The organism is Arenimonas malthae CC-JY-1 (assembly GCF_000747075.1).
Taxonomy (GTDB): domain Bacteria; phylum Pseudomonadota; class Gammaproteobacteria; order Xanthomonadales; family Xanthomonadaceae; genus Arenimonas; species Arenimonas malthae.
In genome coordinates, this window is sequence record NZ_AVCH01000001.1 from 38643 (window position 1) to 61555 (window position 22913).

Below are 22913 nucleotides of genomic sequence, written 5' to 3' on the forward strand. Positions count from 1 at the left end.
CTGCCGGGAGGCAGCCATGCGCAAGGTCGTCTACACCCGCACCGGCCCCGCCGGCGACGTGCTCACGCTCACCGAGGCGCCGGTCCCCGTGGCCGGCCCCGGCGAAGTGCGCGTGCGCGTCGCGTGGTCGGGCGTGAACCCGTCCGACACCAAAAGCCGCGCCGGCACCCGATCATCGGCGCTGCCATTCCCGCAGGTGTCGCCGCACAGCGACGGCGCCGGCGTCGTCGACGCGGTGGGCGAGGGCGTGTCGGCCGAACGCATCGGCCAACGCGTCTGGCTGTGGAACGCCGCCTGGGGCCGCCCTGACGGCACCGCCGCCGACTACGTGGTGCTGCCCTCGGCGCAGGCCGTGCGCCTGCCCGACGGCGTGCCGCTCGAGGCCGGCGCCTGCCTGGGCATTCCCGCGCTCACTGCCTGCCATGCCGTCACCGGTTACGGCGGCGTGGCCGGCCAGCGCGTGCTGGTGGCCGGCGGCGCCGGCGCGGTGGGCCATTACGCCGTGCAGATGGCGCGGCTGGCTGGCGCATCGCAGGTGATCGCCAGCGTCAGCTCGCCGGAAAAAGCCGCGCTGGCGTTGGCAGCCGGCGCGCACGCGGTGGTGGACTACCGCCGCGAAGACCTGGTGGCGCGCGTGTTGGCGCTCACCGGCGGCGAGGGCGTGCAGCGCATCATCGAAGTGGACCTCGCCGCCAACGCCACGCACGACTTTGCCATGCTGGCCACGGGCGGCATCGCGGTGGTGTACGGCAGCGGCCAGCCCGAGGCAAGGGTGCCGTTCGTGCCGGGCATCCTGAAAAACCTGCAGCTGGCCTTCTTCATCGTCTACCACCTCGCGCCGGACGATCGCCAGCGCTGCGAGCGGCAGCTTTCGCAGTGGCTGGGCGCGGGCGCGCTCAGCCACAACATCGCGCTGCGGCTGCCGCTGGAGCGCATCGCCGACGCGCATGCCGCGGTGGAAACCGGCCAGGTGGCCGGCAACGTGGTGCTGTCGGTGTCCGGGGAGGCCTGAGCCTCCCCGCTGCCCGGGCTTACTGCGCGCCGCCGTGGCGCGCGTAGGGCGTGGCCTTGCCGTCGGGGCTGATCAGCTCGACGGTGTAGGGCTGCACGCGGCCGTCCGGCGTTTCCATACCCGGCGAACCGGCCGGCATGCCAGGCACCGTGAGGCCGCGCGCCTTCGGGCGTTCGGCCAGCAGGCGCTTCACGTCGGCCGCGGGCACGTGGCCTTCGACGAAATAGCCCTCCACTTCGGCGGTGTGGCAGGAGCCCTTGGCCGGCGGGATGCCGACGCGCTGCTTCACCGGGCCCATGTCCTCGGTCTCGACCACGCGCACCTCGAAGCCTTCGGCGCGCATGTGTTCGACCCACTTCACGCAGCAGCCGCAATAGCGGCTCTTGTGCACGGTGACCAGGGGCAGGGCGTTGTCGACGGGGCTGGCGTTCGGCGGCGCGGCGGTCGCGACGGGCGCGGCGAGCAGGCAGGCCAGCAGGGCAAGCGTGGTGCGGAAACGCTTCATGGTCGTACTCCTTCGGATCAGGTCGTCTTGCGGCGCACGGGCGCGCCGTACGCGGGGTCGGTGCTGACGCGGCTGGCCACGGTGCCGGGCGGGTTGCGGTACCAGCCCGGGTCGCTGAAATCGCCCGGGGCCAGGTCGTCGCGCACCTTGACCACGGTGAACATGCCGCCCATTTCGATGTTTCCGAACGGCCCCTTGCCGGCCATCATCGCCAGCGTGTTTTCCGGGCCCTTCATGTGGCCACTGTCGGTATGGTCCTGGTGCTCCGACATGCCGTCCTGGCCCATGGCCATGTAGCCCGGCAGCATCCGGCGGATCTTCTCCTCCACGCCCGACTGGTCCACGCCCAGCGTGTTCGGGATGTCGTGGCCCATCGGCCCCATGGTGTGGTGCGACATGTGGCAGTGGAAGGCCCAGTCGCCGGGCACGGCGGTGAATTCGATGTCGCGCATCTGGCCGACGCCGACGATCTCGGTCACTTCCCGCCGCCACTGCGACTTCGGCCAGCGGCCGCCGTCGGAACCGGTCACCTCGAACTGCACGCCATGCAGGTGGATCGGGTGGTTCCACATGCTCAGGTTGCCCACGCGGATGCGCACGCGTTCGCCGGTGCGCGCCACCATCGGTTCGATCGCGGGGAAGACCTTGGAGTTGAAGGTCCACAGGTCGAAATCCTGCATCACCGCCGGGTCGGGGCGGCGGGTGCCGGGGTGCAGGGCGAAGTTGTGCAGCAGCAGCGCGTAGTCGCGGTCCACGTGGTCGCCGCCGCGCGGGTGGATGATGAACAGGCCCATCATGCCCATGGCCATCTGCACCATCTCGTCGGCGTGCGGGTGGTACATGTGCGTGCCGTGCTGCTGCAGCGTGAATTCGTAGGCGAAGGTTTCGCCCGGGCCGATCTTCGGCTGGCTCAGTCCGCCGACGCCGTCCATGCCGCTGGGCAGGATCAGGCCGTGCCAGTGGATGGTGGTGGGTTCGCGCAGCCGGTTGGTGACCAGGATGCGCACGCGGTCGCCTTCCACGGCTTCGATCGTGGGGCCCGGCGTGCCGCCGTTGTAGCCCCAGCACAGGGCTTTCGAGCCCGGCGCGAATTCGTGCTCGAACTCCTCGGCGACGAGGTGGAATTCCTTCACGCCGCCGACCATCCGGTGCGGCAGCGACCAGCCGTTGAGCGTGCGCACCTTGCCACCGTCGCGGCGCGGCGGCAGCGGCGCGGATTCGGGCATGGCGTGGCCTTCATGGCCGCCCGATTGCGCCAGCGCGGGGGCGGCGGTGCCGGTGACCAGGCCGGCCCCGGCGCCGATCAGCAGGTTGCGTCGGGTGAGTTTCATGGCGTGGCTCCGTGGTGGTGGGCGTGTTCGTCTTCTGCTTCGGTATCGGATTTTTCGGGCTCCGGCTCCGGCTCAGGCTCCGGTTCGGGCATGTCGTGGCCCGAGTGGTCCATGCCCTGGTGTTTGGAATGGTCCATGCCCTCGTGCTTGGAGTGGTCCATGCCTTCGTGCATCGAGTGGTCCATGCCACCGTGCTGCGAATGGTCCATGCCTTCGTGCCCTCCCGCGGCCGGCGGCGCCAGGATGTCCTGCACGCCCGGCGTGCGTTCGCCGATGCCGGCGTCGCTGGGCAGGCGCTGGCCCACGGCATGGGCCAGCTCGACGCGGGCCAGCCAGTAGTCGCGCACCGCCTCCAGGTAGGCCTGGTAGGCGTCGTATTCCGCCACCTTGGCCTGGATCAGCTCGAACACGCCGATGAGCATGAAGTTCTGGCGCTCCTGCTGGCGGGCCACGATGGCCTCGCGCTGCGGCACCAGCGATTCGCGATGGGTGGCGACCACGCGGCGCAGCGCCGCCACGGTCTCCGCGCCCTGGCGCACGGCGTGTTCGCTGGAAAGCTCGGCCTGCGCCACGCGGGCCAGCGCGCCGGCCAGCTGCGCCTCGGCGCGCGCCAGCTTGCCCTGGCCCTGGTTGAACACCGGCAGCTCGAGCGAAATCGAGGGGCCGCGCAGGCGCTCGCCTTCGGCTTCCTTCTCGCGCTCGTAGCCGATTTCGCTGCCGCCCAGCCAGCGCAGCTTGCGGGTGATGCCCAGCGCGTCGGCCAGCACGTCGGCTTCCTGGCGGGCGGCCAGCAATTCCAGGTTGCCGTCGCGGGCCAGCTTCGCCAGCAGTTCCGGAGCGTCTTCCTCGGGCACCGGCAGCGGCAGCGTGTCGCTGGCCTGCCAGGCGGTCTCTTCGCCGCGCAGGCCCAGCAGGGAATGCAGGGCCAGGGCCTTGCGGCCCGCTTCGGCGCGGGCGCGCAGCGCGTCGATGCGCGCCTCGCTGGCCACCGCCTGCTCCTGCCGCAGCTGCAGCTCGCTGATGTTGCCGGCGTCGAAGAAGCGCTGCGCCAGCTCCGCGCTGGCGTCGGCGCCTTCGGCCACGGCCTCGCGCATGGCCGCCACCTGGGCGGCGGTCACGTGTTCGTACCAGGCGGCCTCGACCTCGGCCACCACGCCCAGCACCGCCGACGCGATCTCGAGCCTGGCGCGCTCGTATTCGGCGTTCGCCAGGCGGGCGCGCATGGGCAGCACCAGCAGGTCGAGCAGGGGCAGGGAGAGCCCGGTGGCGCGCTTCTCGCCGCCACTGTCGAGCGACATGCGCGAGAAGGAGATCCGCGGGTTTTCCACCTGCACGGCCTCGATCACTTCGGCGCGGGCGAGGCCGAGGCGGGCGTATTCCTCCTGCAGGCGCGGGCTGCGCAGCATGGCGACGCGCAGCGCCGCCTCGAGGGTCATGGGTTTGGCCAGCAGCGGTGCGATGGCGACGTCGCCGGCGTCACTGCGGCCGGCCTGCGCGGCCCAGTCGACGGCCGGGCCGCCTCGGGCTTCGAGCAGGGGCGTGATGTCGTCGCCGCGCGGCTGCGGGGCGAGGGTGGCGCAACCGCCCAGGGCGGTGGCGAGCGCCAGCGCCAGTCCGGCGCGGGCAAGCAGAACGGTCATGGTTTGATCTCCGGTCAATCGTTCCCGGCAAAACCGGGTGGCCCGGCGGATGCCGGGCGTGTCGCAAGGTGGCGGGCCAGGGCCCGCCGGCGGCGATCAGGCGATGGGAGGTCGGATCTCGGGCGCCGCGCTGGTGGCGGGCAGGGCGCTGGCGGCGGGTCGTTCGTCGACGCCGCGCACGGGCAGGTGGGGCAGGGATTCCGCGGCAGCGAAGGCCACCGGCGCGTGGTGCAGGCAGTCGCAGGGGCAGGCGCCGCCCTCGTCGCAGCAATCGGCCGGGGGCGGATCCACGAGGTCGCCGTCGGCGCCGTGGCAGGGCGAGGCCATCGCGGCATCGCCGGAAGGTTCGCCGGCACCGGCCATGCCCGGCGCCATGCCGCCGGCCAGCAGGGCCAGGGCAAGCATCAGGTGGGCGAGGGTGCGCAGCAGCGGCATGGGGGAAGTCTACAACGGTCGCGGTGAAACCAGCGTGGCGCCTGACCCCGTTGGAAGGTCAAGCGCCACGCCCGCCGCGGGCTTACAGGCCTTCCTGTGCCGGTTCGCCCTTGTGGTAGGTCTCGTACACGATCACCGGGATGCCAAGGCCGCCCAGCTGCTGCTCGATGAGCGGCTTCACCTCGGCCCAGTCCAGGCCACCCACGCCGGTGGCCAGGCGGGGCAGGGCGAGGCTGGCCCAACCTTCCTTCTGCACTTCGTGCGCCAGCGCGCGCAGCGCGTGGTTGACGTTGGCGGTGGTGGCGCGGCCGGGCTTGGCGCCGTGGCCATACGCGCCTTCCTGGGTGAACAGCGCGACGATGCGCGCACCGCCGGCGCCACCCCAGCTCCACAGCGTGCCCGGCTTGGGGTGCGTGGACTGGCAGAAGTGGCGGAAATCCTTGTACATCGCCGGCGAGAACTCGCGCAGCGAAAGGGCCAGGCCCTGGTTGAAGTCGTCGTTGGGCGCGACGCCATGCGCGATGGCGTTGGCCTGGCTGAGCAGGATGTCGCCGGTGACGTAACGGATCATGTGAACTCCCTGGCGCGATGGCCGTGACTGGTGGATTCCATGTTCCGCCTGCCGACGCCCGGCGGCCTTGACCGGCATCAATCCGCGGGTTCAGTCGGTGAGGCGCTTGAGGCTGTCCAGGCGCACGCCCTCGCGGGCCACCACTTCGGCCAGTGACGGGTGCTGCGACAGGTGCTGGCGCAGCGCCTCGCAGTGCGGGCCTAGCCCGCCGGGCGCCACGGCCGCGCTCCAGCGCAGGAACACCGCGGTGTAGAAGGCGAGGAAACCGGCGGGTTCGCCGGGCCCCCAGCTGCCTTCGCCCAGGCGGCGGTCGAGTTCGGCGTAGAACTCGAGCAGGCGGCGCGTGGCGGTGGCCTTGAGCGCATCGTGCGCGGCGGGATCGTCGGAGAACCAACCGGGAATCCACAGCGCGCGGTAGAGCGGATGGATGTCGCTCGAGAGGCGCTGTATCGCGGCCATGGCCAGCGCACGGTCGAAATCGCCGTGCGGCAGCAGGCCGGCTTCCGGGAAACGGCGGTCGAGGAAGTCGGCGATGGCCACGGCTTCGGTAAGCGGCCGCCCGTCGACCACCAGGGTGGGCACGCGTCCCTGCGGGTTCAGGCGCAGGTATTCCGGCGCCAGCTGCAGTTTCTGGCGCAGGTCCACGTTCACCGCCTCGTAGGCGGCGCCGGCGTGTTCCAGCGCGGCGTGCACCGCCAGCGAACAGGCGCCGGGGGAGTAGAACAGGACGAACTCATGCATGGCGGTTTTCCGGGGCGGAGGTCAGGTGCGCCATGCTGCGCCCTGACGGCATGGGAAGGTCAAGCGCCGGGGCGGCGCAGGCCGGTGTGCGTTTCTTCGCCGAACCAGGCCAGCAGCGTGCCCGAGGCAAACATGGCCAGGGCCACGAACCAGAAGGCGGCGGCCATGTCGCCGCCCAGCTGCGCGGCCAGCCCCAGCCCCAGGGCACCCACGCCGTAACCCAGGTCGCGCCAGAACCGGTAGATGCCGATCGCCGTGCCGCGCCACGCCGGCGGCGCCACGTCGGCCACCGCGGCGGAAAGGTTGGGGTAGAGCAGGGCCATGCCCAGGCCCGTCACCGCCGCCGAAACGCTCCACCACGCGACGCCTTCGCCCAGCACCATCAGGGCCACGCCGCCGCCGCAGGTGAACATGCCCAGCACGTTCGGCCACTGCCGGCCCACGTGGTCCGACAATTTCCCGGTGAACAACTGCGAGCCGCCCCACGCCAGGCCGTAAACGCCGACCACGCCGCCGACCGAAGGCAGGCTGAGCCCGCGCTGGTAAAGGAACAGCGGCAGCATCACCCAAACCAGCGCGTCGACGAATTTCTCGACCAGGCCGGCCTGGCACACCGCCATCAGCCGGCGGTCGCGCCAGGACACGCGCGCGAAGACGTCCCAGGTGCCGGGCACCGGCGTGTCGTCGGCGGCTGCGTGGCGGGCCGCGTCCTGCCGGGCCCAGGGCAGGGTGTCCTTCACCCAGGCCAGCGTCAGCCCCAGCGCCACCAGCACGGTGCCGCCGCCGAACACCAGCAGGCCGGTGCGCGCGCCCAACGCGGTGGCCAGCCATGCCGTGGCCAGGCCCGCCAGCGCCACGCCGGCGTACCCTGCGAATTCGTTGAGGCCGATCGTCAGCCCGCGCTCGTCGGGGCGGGTGAGGTCGAGCTTGGAGGTCTGGGTCATCGACCAGGTCAGGCCCTGGTTCACGCCCAGCAGGATGGTGGCGAAGACGATCCAGCCCCAGCCGGGCGCGAACCACACCAGGCCCGGGATGGGCAGTGCCACCAGCCAGCCCAGCACCAGCACGCGGCGCCGGCCCAGGCGTTCGGATAGGCGGCCGGCGACGAAGTTCATCACGCCCTTCACCACGCCGAAGGCGATGACGAAGGTGCCCAGCAGCAGGAAGGACCCCCGCGGCACGCCGAACTCGGTTTCCGCCAGCGCCGGCACCACGGTGCGCATCATCCCGAGCGTCAGGCCCACCAGCAGCACCTGCAGCAGCTGGTGCAGGAACTGCACCACGTTCGGACGGATGCCGTGGACCAGCGCGTTCAATGCGCGGGCCCGGCGAGGTCGTCGAGGATGGGGCACTCGGGCCGATGGTCGCCGTGGCAATGTTCGGCGAGCGACTGCAGCGTGCGCTGCATGGCCTGCATCTCGGCGATGCGCGCGGCCAGCTCGTCGGAATGGGCCTGTGCCAGCCGCTTCACTTCGGCGCTGCTGCGCTTCGGGTCGCCCCACAGGCCCAGCAGCACTTCGATCTGCTTCATCGGGAACCCCAGGTTGCGGGCGCGCCGGATGAAGCGCAGGCGATGCAGGTCGGCTTCGTTGTAGAGCCGGTAGTTGGCGAAGGTGCGGCTGGCCGGCGGGATCAGGCCGATGGCCTCGTAGTGCCGGATCATCTTGGCCGACACCCCGGTGAGCGCCGAGGCTTCACCGATGTTGTGCAGGCCCTGGTCCTTGGCTTCGGACAGTTCGGGGCGGATGGCGTGGCGTGCCATGGAAGGGGCTCCGTTTCAGTGCCGCGCACGCGGCGACCAGCGCCGCAGCAGCAGGGTATTGGACACCACGCTGACGCTCGACAGCGCCATCGCGGCTCCGGCGACCACCGGGTTGAGCAGGCCGGCCGCGGCCAGCGGGATGCCCACCAGGTTGTATATGAAGGCCCAGAACAGGTTCTGGTGGATCTTGCGGGTGGTGCGCCGGGAAATGTCGATGGCGTCGGCCACCAGGCGGGGATCCGGGCGCATCAGCGTGACGCCGGCGGCGTGCATGGCCACGTCGGTGCCGCTGCCCATGGCGAAGCCGACGTCGGCGGCGGCCAGCGCCGGTGCATCGTTGATGCCGTCGCCCACCATGGCCACGCGGCCTTCGTGCGCGAGGCCGCGGATGACCTCGGCCTTTTCGCCGGGCAGCACTTCGGCCATCACGTCCTCCGGGGCGATGCCCAGCGCCGAGGCGATGGCATTGGCCGCGCCGCGGTTGTCGCCCGACACCATCACCGTGCGCAGGCCCATGGCGTGCAGCGCGGCGATGGCCTCGGTGGCCTCGGCGCGCGGCGGGTCGCCGAAGGCGAGCAGGCCGCGCAGGGCGAAGCCGGCGCCGGTGTCGGCGGCAAGCCAGGACACGGTGCGTCCCTGGGCCGCCAGCCGCTGCGCGGCGGCGTCGAGGGGTGCGGTGCGGATGCCGTGCTCCTGCATCAGCCGGCCGCTGCCGAGCAGGTGGCGACGACCGGCGATGCGGCCTTCGATGCCGCGCCCGGGAATGGCGGCGATGCCGGTGGCCGGCGCGACGGCGAGTTTCGCCTCGCCGGCGGCGTCCAGCACGGCGCGCGCGAGCGGGTGTTCGCTGCCGGACTGCAGCGCGGCGGCTTCCGACAGCACCGCGTCGGGGCCGGCATCGAGCGCCTCGACGGCGACCACGCGCGGCCGCCCGGCGGTGAGCGTGCCGGTCTTGTCGAAGGCGACGGTGCGCAGCGCGCGGGTGGTTTCCAGCGCCTCGGCGTCCTTGATCAGGATGCCGGCGCGGGCGGCGACGCCGGTGCCGGCCATGATGGCCGTGGGCGTGGCCAGGCCCAGGGCGCAGGGGCAGGCGATGACCAGCACTGCCACGGCGTTGAGCACCGCCTGGGTCCAGTCGCCGCTGGCCAGGCCCCAGGCCAGCAGCGTGGCCAGGGCGATGACCACCACGACCGGCACGAACACCGCGCTCACGCGGTCGACGATGCGCTGGATGGGCGCCTTCTTCGCCTGCGCGTCCTCGACCAGGCGGATGATGCGCGCCAGCGCCGATTCCGCGCCCACCGCGGTGGTGCGCACCACGAGGCGGCCTTCGGCGTTCACCGCGCCGCCGGTGACGCGGTCGCCGGGCTCCTTGGCCACCGGCAGCGATTCGCCGCTCACCAGCGACTCGTCGCTGTGGCTGCGGCCTTCGATGACGTCGCCGTCCACCGGGAAGCGTTCGCCCGGGCGCACGACCACGTGGTCGCCGACCACCACGCTGGCCACGGGCACTTCCTGTTCATGGCCGTTGGCATGGCGCACCCGCGCGGTGGCGGGCCGCAGCGCCTGCAGCGCGCGGATGGCTTCGGTGGTCTGGCGCTTGGCGCGGGCTTCGAGCCACTTGCCCATCAGGATGAGCGTGATGATCACCGCCGAGGCTTCGAAATACAGCGGCGGTTCGCCGTGGTGCGGCTTGGTGAAGAGCAGGTGGTAGAGGCTCAGGCCATAACCGGCGCTGGTGCCCAGCGCGACCAGCACGTCCATGTTGCCGGCGCGCGCCTTCAGCGCCTTCCACGCGGCGCGATAGAAGCGCGCACCCAGCCAGAACTGCACCGGCGTGGCCAGCACCAGCTGCCACCAGCCGGGCAGGGCCCAGTGCTGGTCGAAAGGCATGCCGAGCATGGGCACCGCCAGCGGCAGCGAGAGCAGGGCGGCGAGGATGAGGTGGCGGCGTTCACGGTCGTGGGCCGCGACCTGGGCGGGCGGGGGAGTGGGGGCGGTGCCGGCGGCGGTTGGCGCGGCTTCCGGCGCCACCTCGTAACCGGCGGTGGCCACGGCCTGCACCAGCGCCTCGCGCGGCGTGCCGGCGGTCACGCGCACGCTGGCGGTTTCGGTGGCCAGGTTGACGCTCGCGGACTGCACGCCGGGCACCTTCGCCAGCGCCTTCTCAACGCGGCCGACGCAGGATGCGCAGGTCATGCCGAGGATGGCCATCGAGACTTCTTCGATGGCGACGCCGTAGCCGGCGCCTTCCACTGCCGTGGTGATCGCGGCGGCCGACACGCTGCCGTCGGTGCCGACGTCGGCGGTTTCGGTGGCCAGGTTCACGCTGGCCGACAGCACGCCCGGCACCTTGGCCAGGGCCTTTTCGACGCGGCCCGCGCAGGACGCGCAGGTCATGCCGGTCACGCCGAAGCGGAATCGGCTGGCGACGTCTGTGGGAGGGATAAGAAGCGGGGTGTTCATGGCTTGCTCCTGCCTGGGGTAGGGCCAGCCTCCGGCCTCCCATCATGGGAAGGTCAACGCCTTTTGTCACGCACCGCGCGCCTTGACCCTGCCGCCGTGGGAAGCCGGAGCGTGTGCGGTGCCGGCCGCTTGCCGGTTCCCAACCAAGGAAAAGCCATGAAATTCAATGTCTCCCCGATGGAATGCGGCAGCTGCGCCGTGCTGGTGCCGCGCGTGCTCAAGGCGCTGGACCCCGGCGCCGAGGTCAAGGTGGACCTGCTGGCCGGCACGGTGGACGTGGCCGGTGCGCTGGACGCCGGCCAGGTCGTGGCCGCGCTGGCCGCCGAAGGCTATTCGGCCGTGCCGGCGGAGCCGGCGCCGAAGTCGTGCTGCGGGACTTGCCACGGCTGAGCGGGAATTCTTCCCACCCCCGGCCGGGCGCCCGGCGGCCGGGCCGGAACGGCGACGCCGTCTCACTTATTGAGCCGCCAAGCCGGCACAATCCCCGACACGCCTTCCCGACCCGAGCGCCATGGACGAACGAGACGAGTGGTTGAACCGCCTTCGCGTGATGCGCCTGGCCTGGCCGGTCCGTTGCCAGCGCGTGTTCACGCCCGAGGAAATGGCCCTGCTGCGGCAGGGCCTGTGGCCCACGTCGCTCGAGGACCGCTGGGTGGTCTGGCTGGACCAAGGCCTGCTGCGCGTGTGGCGCGCCTGGACAGGCGAATGCATCTACGAGGCGGAAATCACCGAAGACGATGCCGGCGCCGGCCAGTGCCGCGTGCTGCGCGTCTGCGACGATGCCGACGTCTACACGCGGTCCAGCGGCGAAGCGGGGGAGATCGACCGCTTCGAAGGCGTGCTGGCGATGTTGCTCGGGCGGCGAAAGGAGGCGGCCGCGTGACTCGGATTCTGGCTGCCCTTCTGCTCGCATTGGGCGCGCTTGGTGGCTGCGCTGGCCAGGATCCGCCGGGAGCACCTGCGTCCAGGGACCCGGTGACGCCCAAGGGGGAAGCGGTGAGAGCGGCCTGGCTGGCTGCGGCGGCTCGTTGACGCCTGGGCCCGGGGATTGGGATGAATTCAATCTTTCTCACCAGCGGGGCGCGAGTGCTCTTGGCCTTCAGTCTCGCCGCCCTGTGCACCCTTGTGGTCGGTTTTCATCTCGGTGCGCCCGTTGACCCTCGGCTTGCTGAGGATCGCATCAGGGCGTTTTATGACGCGTCGTACAAGGAGGGGGCGCTGGTCAGCGCTGAGGAACGAGACAGGACGTTGGCGGACAGAGGGCACGAATTCACGGCGCCCACCAGAATGCCATCGGCTTTCAGTCGAATGGTTTCATTGCTCAACTGGTATCCGTGGGCGTTTGGAACCTCTTTGGCAGCATGCCTGTTCCTGTTTCGCCCGAGACTGCGTGGCGCCATGGCGGGCGTTGCGGCGGTCGCCCTGGTTGCTCTGTTTGGCGGTCCAAGCGCGGGCATCGCATCGGGTGCGGCTCTCGGGGCTTATCTTGTGATGGAGGTGGTGTTCTCGCGTCGCAGCCCAGCGGCTGGGGCAGGTTCACCCGATTCCTGAGACGGTGGGGTGCTGTCACAGTCCGCCAAACCGCGGCGCACCGTGACAGCCCCTGGGCAAGTTGCGGAAAGATATAGACATTTCTTCTAACCTTGTCCTCCGGGAACCGGGGGTTGCGGATGGCGTGCGACAGCATTACGGAGCATGCTGGCATCTAACGTCACGGTAAAGCGGATACCGGCCAGCGAACAGCCGGTTGCGCAAGCGGCCTCCACCCGGCGACGCCCGGGGCCGCCAACGAGCGCGAAACCCCTGCGTGGCGCGGGGTAAACACATTTCGGCAGAACCTCGTCTAACTTTCGCGGGCGAGAAACACCGCTAGCGTCCCTTTACTCACCTCCGCCAGCGCGCCTCGAGCCGCCGGCACGGACGATGCGTCGCCATCCCCGATGGAGCGTGAGCAGCTCAAGGCAGAGCGTCCTTGTGGGACATCCACAGTCTCCAAGCCCCCTGGCATGGAAGCCTCTCATTCAAGGGAGGGCACCCCATGGGCATCTGTTGACCACAAGCCGAATCGTCGCCCCGACCCATGTCGGGGCCGCTCTGTGCCTTGGAGAAATTCCCATGAAAGCCATGCATCAACTCCCGCCGTCCAGAATGGACGGCGCCATTCGATGGTCCGCTCGAGAAATTCCGCTCTCCCATGGGAGACACGTCTGCGGTCGCGTTGCCTGGACGCCACCCACCCAGTCCGTGCCCGTAGAGAGCGATCTCGAGGCGAATGCCATTGCGTTCTTCTCGCGACACGCCGGCCTGGTGGCCATCCACGCACAGCCGTTCACTCTCCGCTACGCGGATGACCAGGGCGTCCACCGGTATACACCTGACTTCCTGGTGGTCTACGACCGGGTCACCCGCGCCATTGTCCGGTTGGGATTTCGACGTTGGACGGTCGTCGAAATCAAGTCGACGTCCTTGTTGAAACGTGATCCTGACGCGGTGAGCTGCCGCTTGGCGGCTGTTCGCCGGTTGCTCGGCTTCGCCACGGTCGTGCTTACCGAATGTCACCTTCGGACGGGGAGGGCGCGGCCATGACGCTCGAACTCACCCCAGGCACGACCTGTGTCGCCAATGGCCGGGTCATTCAGATCGACGGGGCCGACTCGCTCACTCACATGCGTGTGCGTGATGTGGCCACGGGGGCGGTCAGTTCCGTCGCGATCGCCCGGATCGAGGCGCTGCCCAAGACTGCGGCAGCCTCCTCCTTCGAAGGAATCCCTGCTGCGGAATGGAAGCGCTGCTGTGACCTTGCCAAGGACCTGACGCCCCTGAACAGCCGGACCACCGTTGCCCGCAGCGAGCTCGAAAAGCTCGCCAAGCGTCACGGCATCAGCGTCAGGCAGCTTCAGAGGTCCCGTGCGACCTTCAGGAAGGACCCGCGCGCCAGCGCCTTGGCCCGAAGCCCGGGAGGTCGGCCGCTCGGACTAAATCAGCTGGATCCGGAGGTCGATGCGCTGATCAAGCACGTCATTGCCAAGCACTACCTGCGCCGGGAACGACCGTCCAAGGAATACGTGGTTGTCCGTGCCCGCTCCCTGGCTCGGCGACTCAAGCTCAAGCCGCCGTCCCGATCCGCGGTGCTGACCCGAATCGCCCGTGAAGACGGCTACCAGGCGGACCGCGCCCGGCTGGGTTGCAAGGCGGCCAAGCAACGCTGGGAGGCCCGCACCGGCAAGTTGGAGGCGGAACGGCCCCTGGATCTTCTGGAAATTGACCACACCCCGGCCGACGTCCTCGTCCTGAGCGATGACCGCCTAACCGTGATCGGACGTCCGTGGGTCACCGTGGCCATCGACGTGGCGACCCGCTGCGTCATGGGCATGTACATCTCCATGGATCCCCCTTCCGCGGTTTCTGTCTCCCTGTGCGTGGAGCACACGGTGCTGCCCAAGCCCGAGAACGAGGGCGATCCCGGCATCTGGCCCATGTACGGCAAGCCCAAGAAGATCCTGGTCGACAACGGCAAGGACTTCCGCAGCATGGCGCTGCAGCGTGGCTGCCAGGACCATGGGATCGACCTGGCCTGGCGGCCGGTGCGGACGCCGCACTACGGGGCCCACATCGAGCGCCTGATCGGCACGCTGATGCAGATCGCCCACCTACTGCCGGGCACCACCTTCAGCAACATCCGTGACAAGGGCGACTACGACAGCGCCGGAAAGGCTCGCCTCACCCTGGATGAGTTCCGCCAGTGGATGACGCAGAAGGTCTGCCGGACCTACCACACGCGCAGGCATTCCAGCCTCGGAGTTCCGCCACTGGTGGCCTGGGAGCGGGGCCTGCAGGACGAACAGGGCCAGATGGTCCCGCCGGCGCTGCCGGCGGCCCCGCTGAAGTTCCGGATGGATTTCCTGCCGTACGTGATGCGGCCGGTTCGGCGCACCGGCATCACCTTCGGCGCCAGTCGCTACTGGCACCCGGACCTCAGCCCCCTCATCCGCCAGGACGAGGTCATGGTTCGGTACGACCCCCGCAGCCCCGGTGCCGTTTGGGTCCGTCGTCCCGACGGCATGCTCGTGACGGCGCCGGCGATCGCCGGGCGGGCGGTGGGCGAACCGGGCAGCCGACGTGCCCTCGATGCCGAGGCCCAGGCCCGGATGGACGCGATGACGGACGAGGGCTTCGAGAAGACCGACCAGATTGAAGCGGCCGCCCAGGCGCAGACCCGTCAGGCCCGTCATCCGTCGCGTCGCCCGCGGACCCAACGCTCCTCGCCGCGATCTGCGGCCGCCAGTGCGGCTGCCGTGAACCCCACCGATCTCAGCGCCCTGCCGGCGAAAACCCCGTCGGCCCGTGCGCCCATCCCTGTTGAAGAATGGACCTAAGGAGCTTGTCATGACCGACTATTCCCACCTCGACCCCAAGACCCAGGCCTGGCTCGAACTGCCGGATCTGGAGCGTGCCAACCGGATGCTCATCGACCGCTTCATCACCCACGAACGGCTGCAGCCGATCATGGATCACATCGATTTCCTTCGCTTCAGTCCGCCCAAGTCCCGGGCCAGCGGACTGGTGGTCTCGGGACTTCCCGGCTCGGGCAAGACCATGATCGCCCGTGCCATTGAACGCAGGTACCCGCCGATTGCCGCCGAGGGAAGCAAGGCGGCCAGCCTCCCGGTCCTGACGATCGAAATGACGGGTGCCCGTGAGGCCCGTGCGCTCTACGACCGGATCCTGACCGAACTGGGGGTGCCCGATCCGAAACGATACGTGGGTAGCGACCGAGAACGCATGGTGCTCAAGTTGTGCCGGGCGGCAAATCTGCGCCTGCTGGTGGTCGACGAGATCCAGGACATCCTGACCTCGACGGCGCGGCAGCAGCGCATTGCTCTGGATACCATCAAGTTCCTGATGAACCAGCTGTCGCTGCCGGTGTTGGCACTGGGGACCGCGCAGGCACCCGATGCGATGCAGGTTGACGAGCATCTCAATGCCCGCTTCACCTACCGCAGCCTGCCGGTCTGGAAGCAGGACCCCTACCTGGTGAATTTCCTGGATGCCCTGGAGCGCGTGCTGCCCCTCAAGCAGCCCTCGCAGCTCTCGTCGCTGCCGATCACGACCGCGCTGCTTCGGCTGTCTGACGGCGTGCTCGATCCCATGATGCGACTGATTACCTATGCGGCGGCCCATGCGGTCGAGTCTGGGACGGAGCAGATCACGCCCCAGCTCCTGGAGCGGGCGAGGGTGGAAATGCCCACGGCCGCTGTCAGGCTGGCACGGGAACGCGCGAACGAACCGGCCAAGGCCGCGTGAGCATGGAACAAGCCACTCCCCGCTGGTGGGTCTCACCGCCCGGGCCCGACGAGTCACTGCGCTCGTGCCTGGCCCGGGCGGCCACCCTGTACGAGAGTGAGCCCGGCGAACTGTGGTCGCAGCTCCATGCCGGTGCCCAGCAACCGGCGGGGACCGTGGATGACCCATCGTGTCCCGCGCTGCAGCGCCTGGGGCTGGCCCTCGGGGTGCCAGCCCCTTCGCTGCGGCCGCATCGGTTGCCGGATTCGCCAGCGCTCTTGGCACCCCAAGCTCGAATGGCGATTTGCCCGGCCTGCTGGGCTGAGGACGACGCCGCGGGCCGGCCTCGCGGCTACCGTCGCAGCTGGTCGCATGTCCTTCGCACCATCTGCCCGGTTCACCACGCCCCATTGATTCTCCCGCGGGACCGGCTCAATCCTGACCTGGCGTCTGCACTGGGAGCGCAGGCGGCTCTCGATGACCATGATCGTGAGATTCTGGAGCTGATCGAGCGGTTTGGTACAGCACTCGAGGCCAGCCTGTTTGAGGACACCCTGTGGCCGGCAGACTGGCAGGGAAGCCCGCATTTCGCGCGCGAATGGCTCACCCGTGTGACTTTCGACCCCGGTGACACCAGGGGGCCGCCGCTCATCGCCAACGTATCGGCACCCCGAGCCCTGGCGGGATTCATCCGAGGCCCCCGCCATTACCGGGAGTTTAGAGGAGCGGACGGTTGGGAGGCCTTCCGACACCTGGTGGACCCATGTGAGCGTCGCGCCGCTCTTTGGATCGTGGCGTGGCAAGCCATGCCGGCACTCCCTGTCAGAGTCTCGCCCGGCTGGATCGATATGAAAGGACTATTCTGAACCGGCATCCGGGTCCTTAAGCACAATCAATGCTGCGCCCTTTGCGCTGGAGTCTTGCCGCTCTATGGAACTGAAGGCGGATCGAATCGGCTAACGGAGGGGCTGGCCAGAAGGGTCTGGGCGGTCCAGTCAATCCGACATGCATGAGGTCAGACGGACACGGCCGGCTAGTCGCACGTCCCCGGGGGCAGTCAATGGTCCGGACGGCGCGTAACGCAGACCCAGGCGTATCGCTCGACTTGGGTGGCTCGCCCCAAAACGGCGCGGGCGCATCCTCTAGAGTGCGCTAAGGGCGCGCATCCGATGGCCACAAGTCGCCCTCGGGCCTTAGCCATCGAAAGATTCGCCGCAGCCGAAGTTCTCGGGTCGCCAGACCACCTTGCAGCACACCCAGGATCAGGTAGTCCGCATCGAATAGATCCCGAGCAAGCATCGGTGTCATGCGCTCTACAGACGCGTCGGAGTCGAATTCATGACCTTGATCGAGAGCGCGCTTAAGTGCCAGCGCGTGGGTGACCTGGAAATGCACCACGATGGCGCTATCGGGCCCCAAGGTCTCGACCGGCGGCAACCAGACGTTGCCGCTGGGGTCGCGCGAGCCGCCGAGGTATTCCCGCACAGTCGCCAGGTCCGCCAATCCGGCGCGAATCATCTGCGCCGCCTCCGGACGCTTCACGCCGTGCTCGGAGCACACCTCGTCAATACGTTGGACCAGCAGCCGAATGTGCTCGACGTACTCACGTACCCGGGCCTCGTGTTCCGCGCTCTCGCGATCAATCTGCGCCGCAACGTCGGCAGGCAGGGGATCCTCGCCACGCAAGATTTCGTGGAATCGGTAACCCCAGTCGATAAGATGCGCATCGGGCCGCCCCAGGGGTGTTCCATGCGTCAGCTCGTACTGCAGGTGGTAGCCGACGTGATGGGCAAGCCGGATCGGCTTGTCGCCATCAGGCAGGGCTCCGAAACAGCGACTGCGGATGGTCGCATCGGCCTTTAGGCACTCGAAGAACAGAACATCCGGCATGAGCAACAGGTATTGGGACGCCAGGGCCCGGAACTCCGCAGGCGACAGGCTCTGCAGGACGTTCTTATCCAAGATCAACCCAGGTAGATTCAGTGGATCCGTGGTTGGCCGCCTAGTCATTCCCGGCACATTGAGTTGCCCTAACGTGAATTCAAGCCCTGTCGGGACCGGCGTGGCAGGCTTTCTCCAGGAAAGGCCAAGACTACCGCGGTTTGCGCCGGGCACCTGCTGCAAAAGTCGCACCCGGACTCTCCTAGCCGAAGCTCCGCGATCGTCCAACAGACGACGGGGCCTCCGGGGGAAACGAGGTAGAACCCCCCGCTAGGTTGTGGCATGCGCTATAGACTCAAGAAAACCAGAGGACCGGAAATCCCAATGCGAATCACCGCCACGCGAATCGACCAATGGGCTGGCACGCCGCAGGCTCCAGGAGGGATTGCGGTCCTGGTTCGGCGGCTGATCGGCGCCACCGCCACCTTGACCGAGCTGGCGGTGCGCGGCGCGGATACCCTGAACTTTCCTGGCTGGGACGGCTCGATTTCGGCCGCCACCGGCAATGCGTGGGTGCCAACGGGGCGGTCGCAGTGGGAGTTCGGCTGTTCGGAGGACGTGCTTACCAAGGCTCGCGGCGATTTCCGGAAGCGAATGGACGAAACTCCGGCAGAGATCGCTCGCGAGCGTGACTTTGTGTTCGTTACGCCGCGCATCTGGCGCGGCAAGGACGCCTGGCGCGACGAAGCCACCGAACAAGGCCACTGGCGCAGCGTGCGCGCCTACGATGCGGACGATCTGGAAGCATGGCTCGAAGCCGCGGCCGGCGTAGCGCTGTGGTTCGGGCAGGAATTGGGACTGCAGGGCCCGGGCGTGTGCGGCGTGCAGGCGTTCTGGGACACCTGGCGCAACCAGACCCGTCCCGGCATCTCCTTGGAAGCGTTGTCGGCGGGGCGCGTAACGCAAGTCGATCAGTTCGCTGAGCAGCTCGCCAAGGCGCCCCCGATCCTTACCCTCGAGGCCGACAGCAGTGCCGAGGCGGGGGCGTTCGCCTGTGCGCAGCTCCACGCCTTGGGCTGGGCCGATCGCGCGCTTTGCGTCACCGACGTCGAAGGCTGGCGCTTCGCCGATGCCAATCCGGAACTGCGGATCGCCGTGGCGGCCAGCCCCGCGGTAGCCGCTGCGCGCGCGCCTCGTGAGGGCCTCACGCTGATCGTGCCCTTGCCCATGGGGGACCGCGCCTCCGCCGCTGCCAAGCGCGTCCGGGCTGAGAGCCATCCGGAGGTTTCGCTCGCCCGCGCCGAGGCCCAGGACTTCGAGAACGCGCTCGTCGACCTGGGCGTAGAGCCCACCGATGCCGCCCGTCTTACGCGCAGTTGCGGCCGCTCCTGGTCGGTCTATCGACGCGTCCGCGCCACCAACCGTGCGATCGCCCGTCCCGCCTGGATGGAGCACCCGGCGGCACTGTGCCTAAGCGCCATCGTTCTGATCGGTGCGTGGAACGGCCGGCGGGCAGGCGATGTCGCCTGCGTCGAAGCGGTCACCGGCCGGCGCTACGAAGACGTGGAGCGCGATCTGCTCCAGCTGGCCGCCATGGACGATGCGCCCGTCCTGAAGATCGGTACAACCTGGAAAGCCAAAGCCCCGTTCGAGCTGCTATACCTTTTCTCGCCGTCGATTACTACGGATCAGCTGCAGCGTTTCTTTTCGACGGCGACGGCAGTCCTGACCAAGCCCGACCCCGCGCTCGAACTGGAGCACGACAGGCGTTGGATGGCATCGGTGTACGGCCAGGTGCGGGAAGAGTCGGGCATCGTCGTGGACTCGATCGTGGACTCCCTGGCCAAATTGCGCGTCTACGCCGAAGGGACAGGCGACCCCGTCGTGCTGGGTGGCGTCGATGACCTGCTGCGAGGCCTGCTCGAAGACGCCGATTCCTCTCGTTGGCTGTCGCTCGCCGGCGTGCTGCAGGAGCTGGCGGAGGCGAGCCCCGAGGTGTTCTTGCGAGCCGTGGAAGCCAGCCTTCGACACCCCGACGTCCCGATTCGGGCGTTGTTCGCGGAAAGCGGCGGCGACGTGGTGTTCGGTCGCAACTACCACACCGACCTGCTGTGGGCCCTGGAAAGACTGGCTTGGGCGCCACGGCACCTCGGGCGCGTAGTCGATGTGCTCGCGCGGCTGATTGCGTTTCCGATTCCGGAGAACCTGGGCAATCGGCCGAGCAACAGCCTCCGATCGCTGCTGCGTCCATGGTGGCCGCAGACGACGGCGGCGGCGAAGCAGCGATTGGACGTGCTCGATCGACTGATCCGCACGCATGAGGGCGTGGCGTGGGACACGCTGGCTAGCTTCATTCCCAGCGGGCCCGGGTTTGCCAGCGCCAATGCCAAGCCGCGGTGGCGCGACGACGACGCCGGCGCGCAGGGGCCGGGCGAATTCGATGACGAGTATGCCGGCGAACTCGGAGCCCGGCTCCTTAGTCTCGCCAAGGGCCGCGCCGAGCGCATCGCCAGGCTGGTACGGGATATCGACGGGTTCGAGGGCGCGTATCGCGACGAAGTGCTCGCGCTGCTGCGCAGTGCCATAGAGTTCCCCGACGCGCAGCGGCAACAGGTCCGCGATGCCTTGCGGCATCACCTGAACTGGCACCTGTCGTACAACCGCGACAACGACGCGGCGATGGCCGAAGCCAAGCAGTTGCGCGTCTTGTTTGACGATCTGGCGCCCGTAGATCTGCCCACCCGGCACGCCTGGCTGTTCGAGAACGGATGGGTCGAGTTGCCGGACGGCCGCGATGACGACTATCGCGAAGCCGACCATCAGCGCGAGCGGCTGCGCGCCACGGCGCTGGAGGAAATCTTCGAAGCGGACGGATGGGACGGCGTGGAGCGGCTCATCACGTTGGCGGGGACCCCCGGACTCGTCGGCTGGCATGTCGGAATGGCGCGCGGCCTCGAGCCCGAGGCCGCGATCTGGGCGAGGGACCACTTCGCTCGGCGCGGCCACCCACACCGCGATGCGGTGCTTCGCGGCGTCCTGTACGGCATGTCAGCGGAGCGTCGAGCCGCCTACCTTCAGGCCGTCCGAACGACGGAGGCGCACGACGAACTTTCGGCGGTGCTCAGCGCCTTGGCTTTCGAGCGCGCCACGTGGGACTTTGTCGAGACCTTGCCGATGGAGCTGGAAGCCGCGTACTGGCGTGACGTCCAGCCGGGAGTGTTTCTGGACGAGGGTCCGGACCTCGATTACGCGGTCGACCACCTGATGGCAGCCGGGCGGCCCCGCACCGCATTCAATACGCTGCAGTTTCGGCCGGCCGGGGTCGGTAGCGCGCGGCTGTTGGCGATCCTGGATGGGATCCACACCGGAACGGAGTCCGAGGGTGGCCTGCTGGACGGGTATCGCATTGCGGAAGCCTTGAAGGCGTTGGCCGACGATGAGAGCTTCCCGCGGCGTGATCTGGCCGTGCTGGAGTTTCGCTTCATGGGCGCCCTGGAGAACGGGAGAGCCGCCAAGACGCTCAAAGCGCAGATGTCTCAGGACGCCGAGTTCTTCATGGAGCTGGTCTGCATCGGCTTCCCGCCGAAAGATGAGATTGCCGAATTTGAAGTGCATCCGAGTGTGCGCAGCGAGGCATGGAGCCTGCTTCACAACGGCCGGGGGATGCCGGGACTGGATGAAGGCGGCGCCGTCGATCGCGAAAAGTTCGTCGCTTGGGTGGAGCAGGTGCGCGCGATCGCGCAGGCGAAGCACCGGGCCGAGGCAACGGACAGCCTCCTGGGCGGATGGTTGTCAAAGTGCCCCTCCGACCCCGACGGACTCTGGCCGTGCACGCCTGTGCGCGAGCTGCTAGAGGATCCAAGCGCCGAAATAATTCGGCGCGGATTTCATGTCGGCGTGCTCAACAATCGCGGCGTCCATAGCCGCGCAATGCTCGCTGGCGGCGCACCGGAGCGCACATTGGCAGAGCATTACCACACGGCAGCAAAAGCGCTGCAGGGCAGCTACCCGCAAACCGCCGCCGTGCTGGAGGGAATTGCCCGTTCCTACGAGCATGATGCCCGCTATCACGATGACGATGCCGCGTGGATGCGCGAATCGTAGACTGCGCGCCAGCGGATCGCTGCCGACGCCTCGGCGTTGTCCGCTTCGGGAAGCAAGCCGGGGTGTCAGCGAGAGAGCGACGCCCATCGCGCAAGCCGAGTTCGATCAGCTCCGCGAGGTGTTCCTTTTCGAACTGCAAGTGTTTACCCAGGGCACGATCTGATGGCGGCCGCAATGAAACTACCGGATTTGGGCTGCTGCCGGTTCCGTGGACACCCATAATCCGGCACATCGCGCATAGTCGGAACTCGCGGGCGTGGACTACCGTGAACTAACGCTCCAGGAGCTGCTTCACCGCCTCGGCCTTGAACTCATCCGTGTACCGCATGCTCCTCATAGACGTCTCCCTCGTTGCCATGAATTATGGCCACTGGAATGTCTAGGAAAGTCTGGGCGGTCCAATCTTGGCCCACACCGAGGTCACGATCGTGGGGCTATGCGGTGGCGGCTCGCATCTGGCCCAACAGCTGGCTCATATCGGCGTCGGCCGCTTCAATTTGGTGGATTTTGATCGGGCTGATGTTAGCAACAGCAATCGGATGGTCGGCCTCGATGCCGCGGCGGCAGCGCGCAAGGACCGCAAGGTCGACGTGATCCGCGAGCGCATCCTCGCGATCCAGCCCGGCGCACAGGTGGCGATCTTCGCCGCCCCTTGGCAGGAGGTGAGCGACGCCTTGAAGTTCAGCGACGTGATCTTTGGCGGCGTCGACAGCTACCGCGCCCGCGACGAGCTCGAGCGCTTTGCCCGTCGCTTCCTGATTCCCTATCTCGACCTGGGCATGGATGTGCACGGCGACCAAGCGCCCTACACGATCACGGGCCAAGTAATTCTGTCCGTACCCGAGGGTCCCTGCCTGCGTTGCTTCGGCTTTATCACCGAGCACCGCCTGACCGAAGAAGCGCAGCGCTACGGCGCCGCCGGCGGTCGACCCCAAGTCATCTGGCCCAACGGCACCTTGGCATCGACGGCCGTCGGAAAGTTCATGCAACTTGTCACGCCGTGGTCGCTCAATCGACCGGCGTTCTATACCGAGTACGACGGCAACCGATTGACCCTGATGCCCAGCCGCAAGCTACAAGCACTTCAGGGGCACCGCTGCCCTCACTTCGATGGTCCCCTCGCGCTGGGCGATGTCGTCTGGGGCCAGGCCGATCGTCCCGTACCCGCGTCCACGCCTTGAT

The 22913-nt window shown here is 68.6% G+C and carries 19 protein-coding genes; 9 read left to right on the forward strand and 10 right to left on the reverse strand.

Annotated features, from left to right (window positions below):
- Positions 1-16: 16 nt before the first annotated feature.
- Positions 17-1012, forward strand: a complete 996-nt coding sequence (locus N790_RS00210; RefSeq protein WP_043799401.1) for an NADPH:quinone reductase — start codon at positions 17-19, stop codon at positions 1010-1012.
- Positions 1013-1031: 19 nt separating this feature from the next.
- Here the strand turns inward: N790_RS00210 and N790_RS00215 are convergent, their stop codons facing one another.
- The 9 genes from N790_RS00215 to N790_RS00255 all read right to left on the reverse strand — a co-directional run bounded on the left by N790_RS00215 (position 1032) and on the right by N790_RS00255 (position 10463).
- Complete coding sequence (locus N790_RS00215; RefSeq protein ID WP_084062406.1) at positions 1032-1517, reverse strand: DUF411 domain-containing protein; 486 nt, start codon at positions 1515-1517, stop codon at positions 1032-1034.
- Positions 1518-1534: 17 nt separating this feature from the next.
- Entirely contained in the window at positions 1535-2848 is a 1314-nt protein-coding gene (locus tag N790_RS00220; RefSeq protein WP_084062409.1) for a multicopper oxidase family protein, read from the reverse strand.
- Positions 2845-4488 carry a TolC family protein gene (locus tag N790_RS00225; RefSeq protein WP_043799404.1) on the reverse strand — a complete coding sequence of 548 codons (1644 nt, stop codon included), beginning with the start codon at positions 4486-4488 and terminating at the stop codon, positions 2845-2847. The genes N790_RS00220 and N790_RS00225 overlap by 4 nt, the downstream gene beginning before the upstream one ends.
- 96 nt (positions 4489-4584) lie before the next feature.
- Complete coding sequence (locus N790_RS00230; RefSeq protein ID WP_043799406.1) at positions 4585-4923, reverse strand: hypothetical protein; 339 nt, start codon at positions 4921-4923, stop codon at positions 4585-4587.
- An 82-nt stretch (positions 4924-5005) separates the two neighbouring features.
- The gene (locus N790_RS00235; protein ID WP_043799408.1) at positions 5006-5494 is read right to left on the reverse strand and encodes a macro domain-containing protein; all 489 of its coding nucleotides are present in this window, start codon (positions 5492-5494) and stop codon (positions 5006-5008) included.
- A gap of 90 nt (positions 5495-5584) precedes the next feature.
- On the reverse strand, positions 5585-6235 hold the full coding sequence (locus N790_RS14990; protein WP_052385533.1) for a glutathione S-transferase family protein: 651 nt from the start codon (positions 6233-6235) through the stop codon (positions 5585-5587).
- Positions 6236-6294: 59 nt separating this feature from the next.
- On the reverse strand, positions 6295-7551 hold the full coding sequence (locus N790_RS00245) for an MFS transporter (protein ID WP_043799410.1): 1257 nt from the start codon (positions 7549-7551) through the stop codon (positions 6295-6297).
- Positions 7548-7997, reverse strand: coding sequence for a Cu(I)-responsive transcriptional regulator (gene cueR, locus N790_RS00250; RefSeq protein ID WP_052385534.1), 450 nt, complete (start codon positions 7995-7997; stop codon positions 7548-7550). Before cueR ends, N790_RS00245 begins: the two co-directional genes overlap by 4 nt.
- A 15-nt stretch (positions 7998-8012) precedes the next feature.
- Entirely contained in the window at positions 8013-10463 is a 2451-nt protein-coding gene (locus N790_RS00255) for a heavy metal translocating P-type ATPase (protein WP_043799413.1), read from the reverse strand.
- 156 nt (positions 10464-10619) lie between these two features.
- On the opposite strand from N790_RS00255, the gene N790_RS00260 reads away from it, so the two are divergent.
- From N790_RS00260 to N790_RS16830, 6 genes are all read left to right on the forward strand, one after another.
- Positions 10620-10853 (forward strand): heavy-metal-associated domain-containing protein, encoded by a 234-nt coding sequence (locus tag N790_RS00260; protein ID WP_052385535.1) that lies wholly within the window; start codon positions 10620-10622, stop codon positions 10851-10853.
- A gap of 142 nt (positions 10854-10995) precedes the next feature.
- Complete coding sequence (locus tag N790_RS00265; protein WP_169742119.1) at positions 10996-11346, forward strand: hypothetical protein; 351 nt, start codon at positions 10996-10998, stop codon at positions 11344-11346.
- Between the two features lie 1232 nt (positions 11347-12578).
- Positions 12579-13049 (forward strand): TnsA endonuclease N-terminal domain-containing protein, encoded by a 471-nt coding sequence (locus tag N790_RS00270; protein ID WP_156969856.1) that lies wholly within the window; start codon positions 12579-12581, stop codon positions 13047-13049.
- On the forward strand, positions 13046-14839 hold the full coding sequence (locus tag N790_RS14995; protein WP_169742120.1) for a Mu transposase C-terminal domain-containing protein: 1794 nt from the start codon (positions 13046-13048) through the stop codon (positions 14837-14839). Before N790_RS00270 ends, N790_RS14995 begins: the two co-directional genes overlap by 4 nt.
- Before the next feature lie 10 nt (positions 14840-14849).
- Positions 14850-15767 carry a TniB family NTP-binding protein gene (locus N790_RS00280; RefSeq protein ID WP_043799422.1) on the forward strand — a complete coding sequence of 306 codons (918 nt, stop codon included), beginning with the start codon at positions 14850-14852 and terminating at the stop codon, positions 15765-15767.
- Positions 15768-15769: 2 nt separating this feature from the next.
- Entirely contained in the window at positions 15770-16612 is an 843-nt protein-coding gene (locus N790_RS16830) for a TniQ family protein (protein WP_084062415.1), read from the forward strand.
- A 286-nt stretch (positions 16613-16898) separates the two neighbouring features.
- Here N790_RS16830 and N790_RS00285 read toward each other — a convergent pair whose 3' ends face one another.
- Entirely contained in the window at positions 16899-17708 is an 810-nt protein-coding gene (locus tag N790_RS00285) for a hypothetical protein (protein WP_156969857.1), read from the reverse strand.
- 303 nt (positions 17709-18011) lie between these two features.
- Here N790_RS00285 and N790_RS00290 point away from each other — a divergent pair, with 303 nt between their 5' ends.
- Together N790_RS00290 and N790_RS00295 are read left to right on the forward strand one after the other, a co-directional pair.
- Positions 18012-21731, forward strand: a complete 3720-nt coding sequence (locus N790_RS00290) for a hypothetical protein (protein ID WP_043799427.1) — start codon at positions 18012-18014, stop codon at positions 21729-21731.
- A gap of 404 nt (positions 21732-22135) precedes the next feature.
- Positions 22136-22912 (forward strand): HesA/MoeB/ThiF family protein, encoded by a 777-nt coding sequence (locus tag N790_RS00295; RefSeq protein ID WP_169742121.1) that lies wholly within the window; start codon positions 22136-22138, stop codon positions 22910-22912.
- The last annotated feature ends 1 nt before the right edge of the window (position 22913 follow it).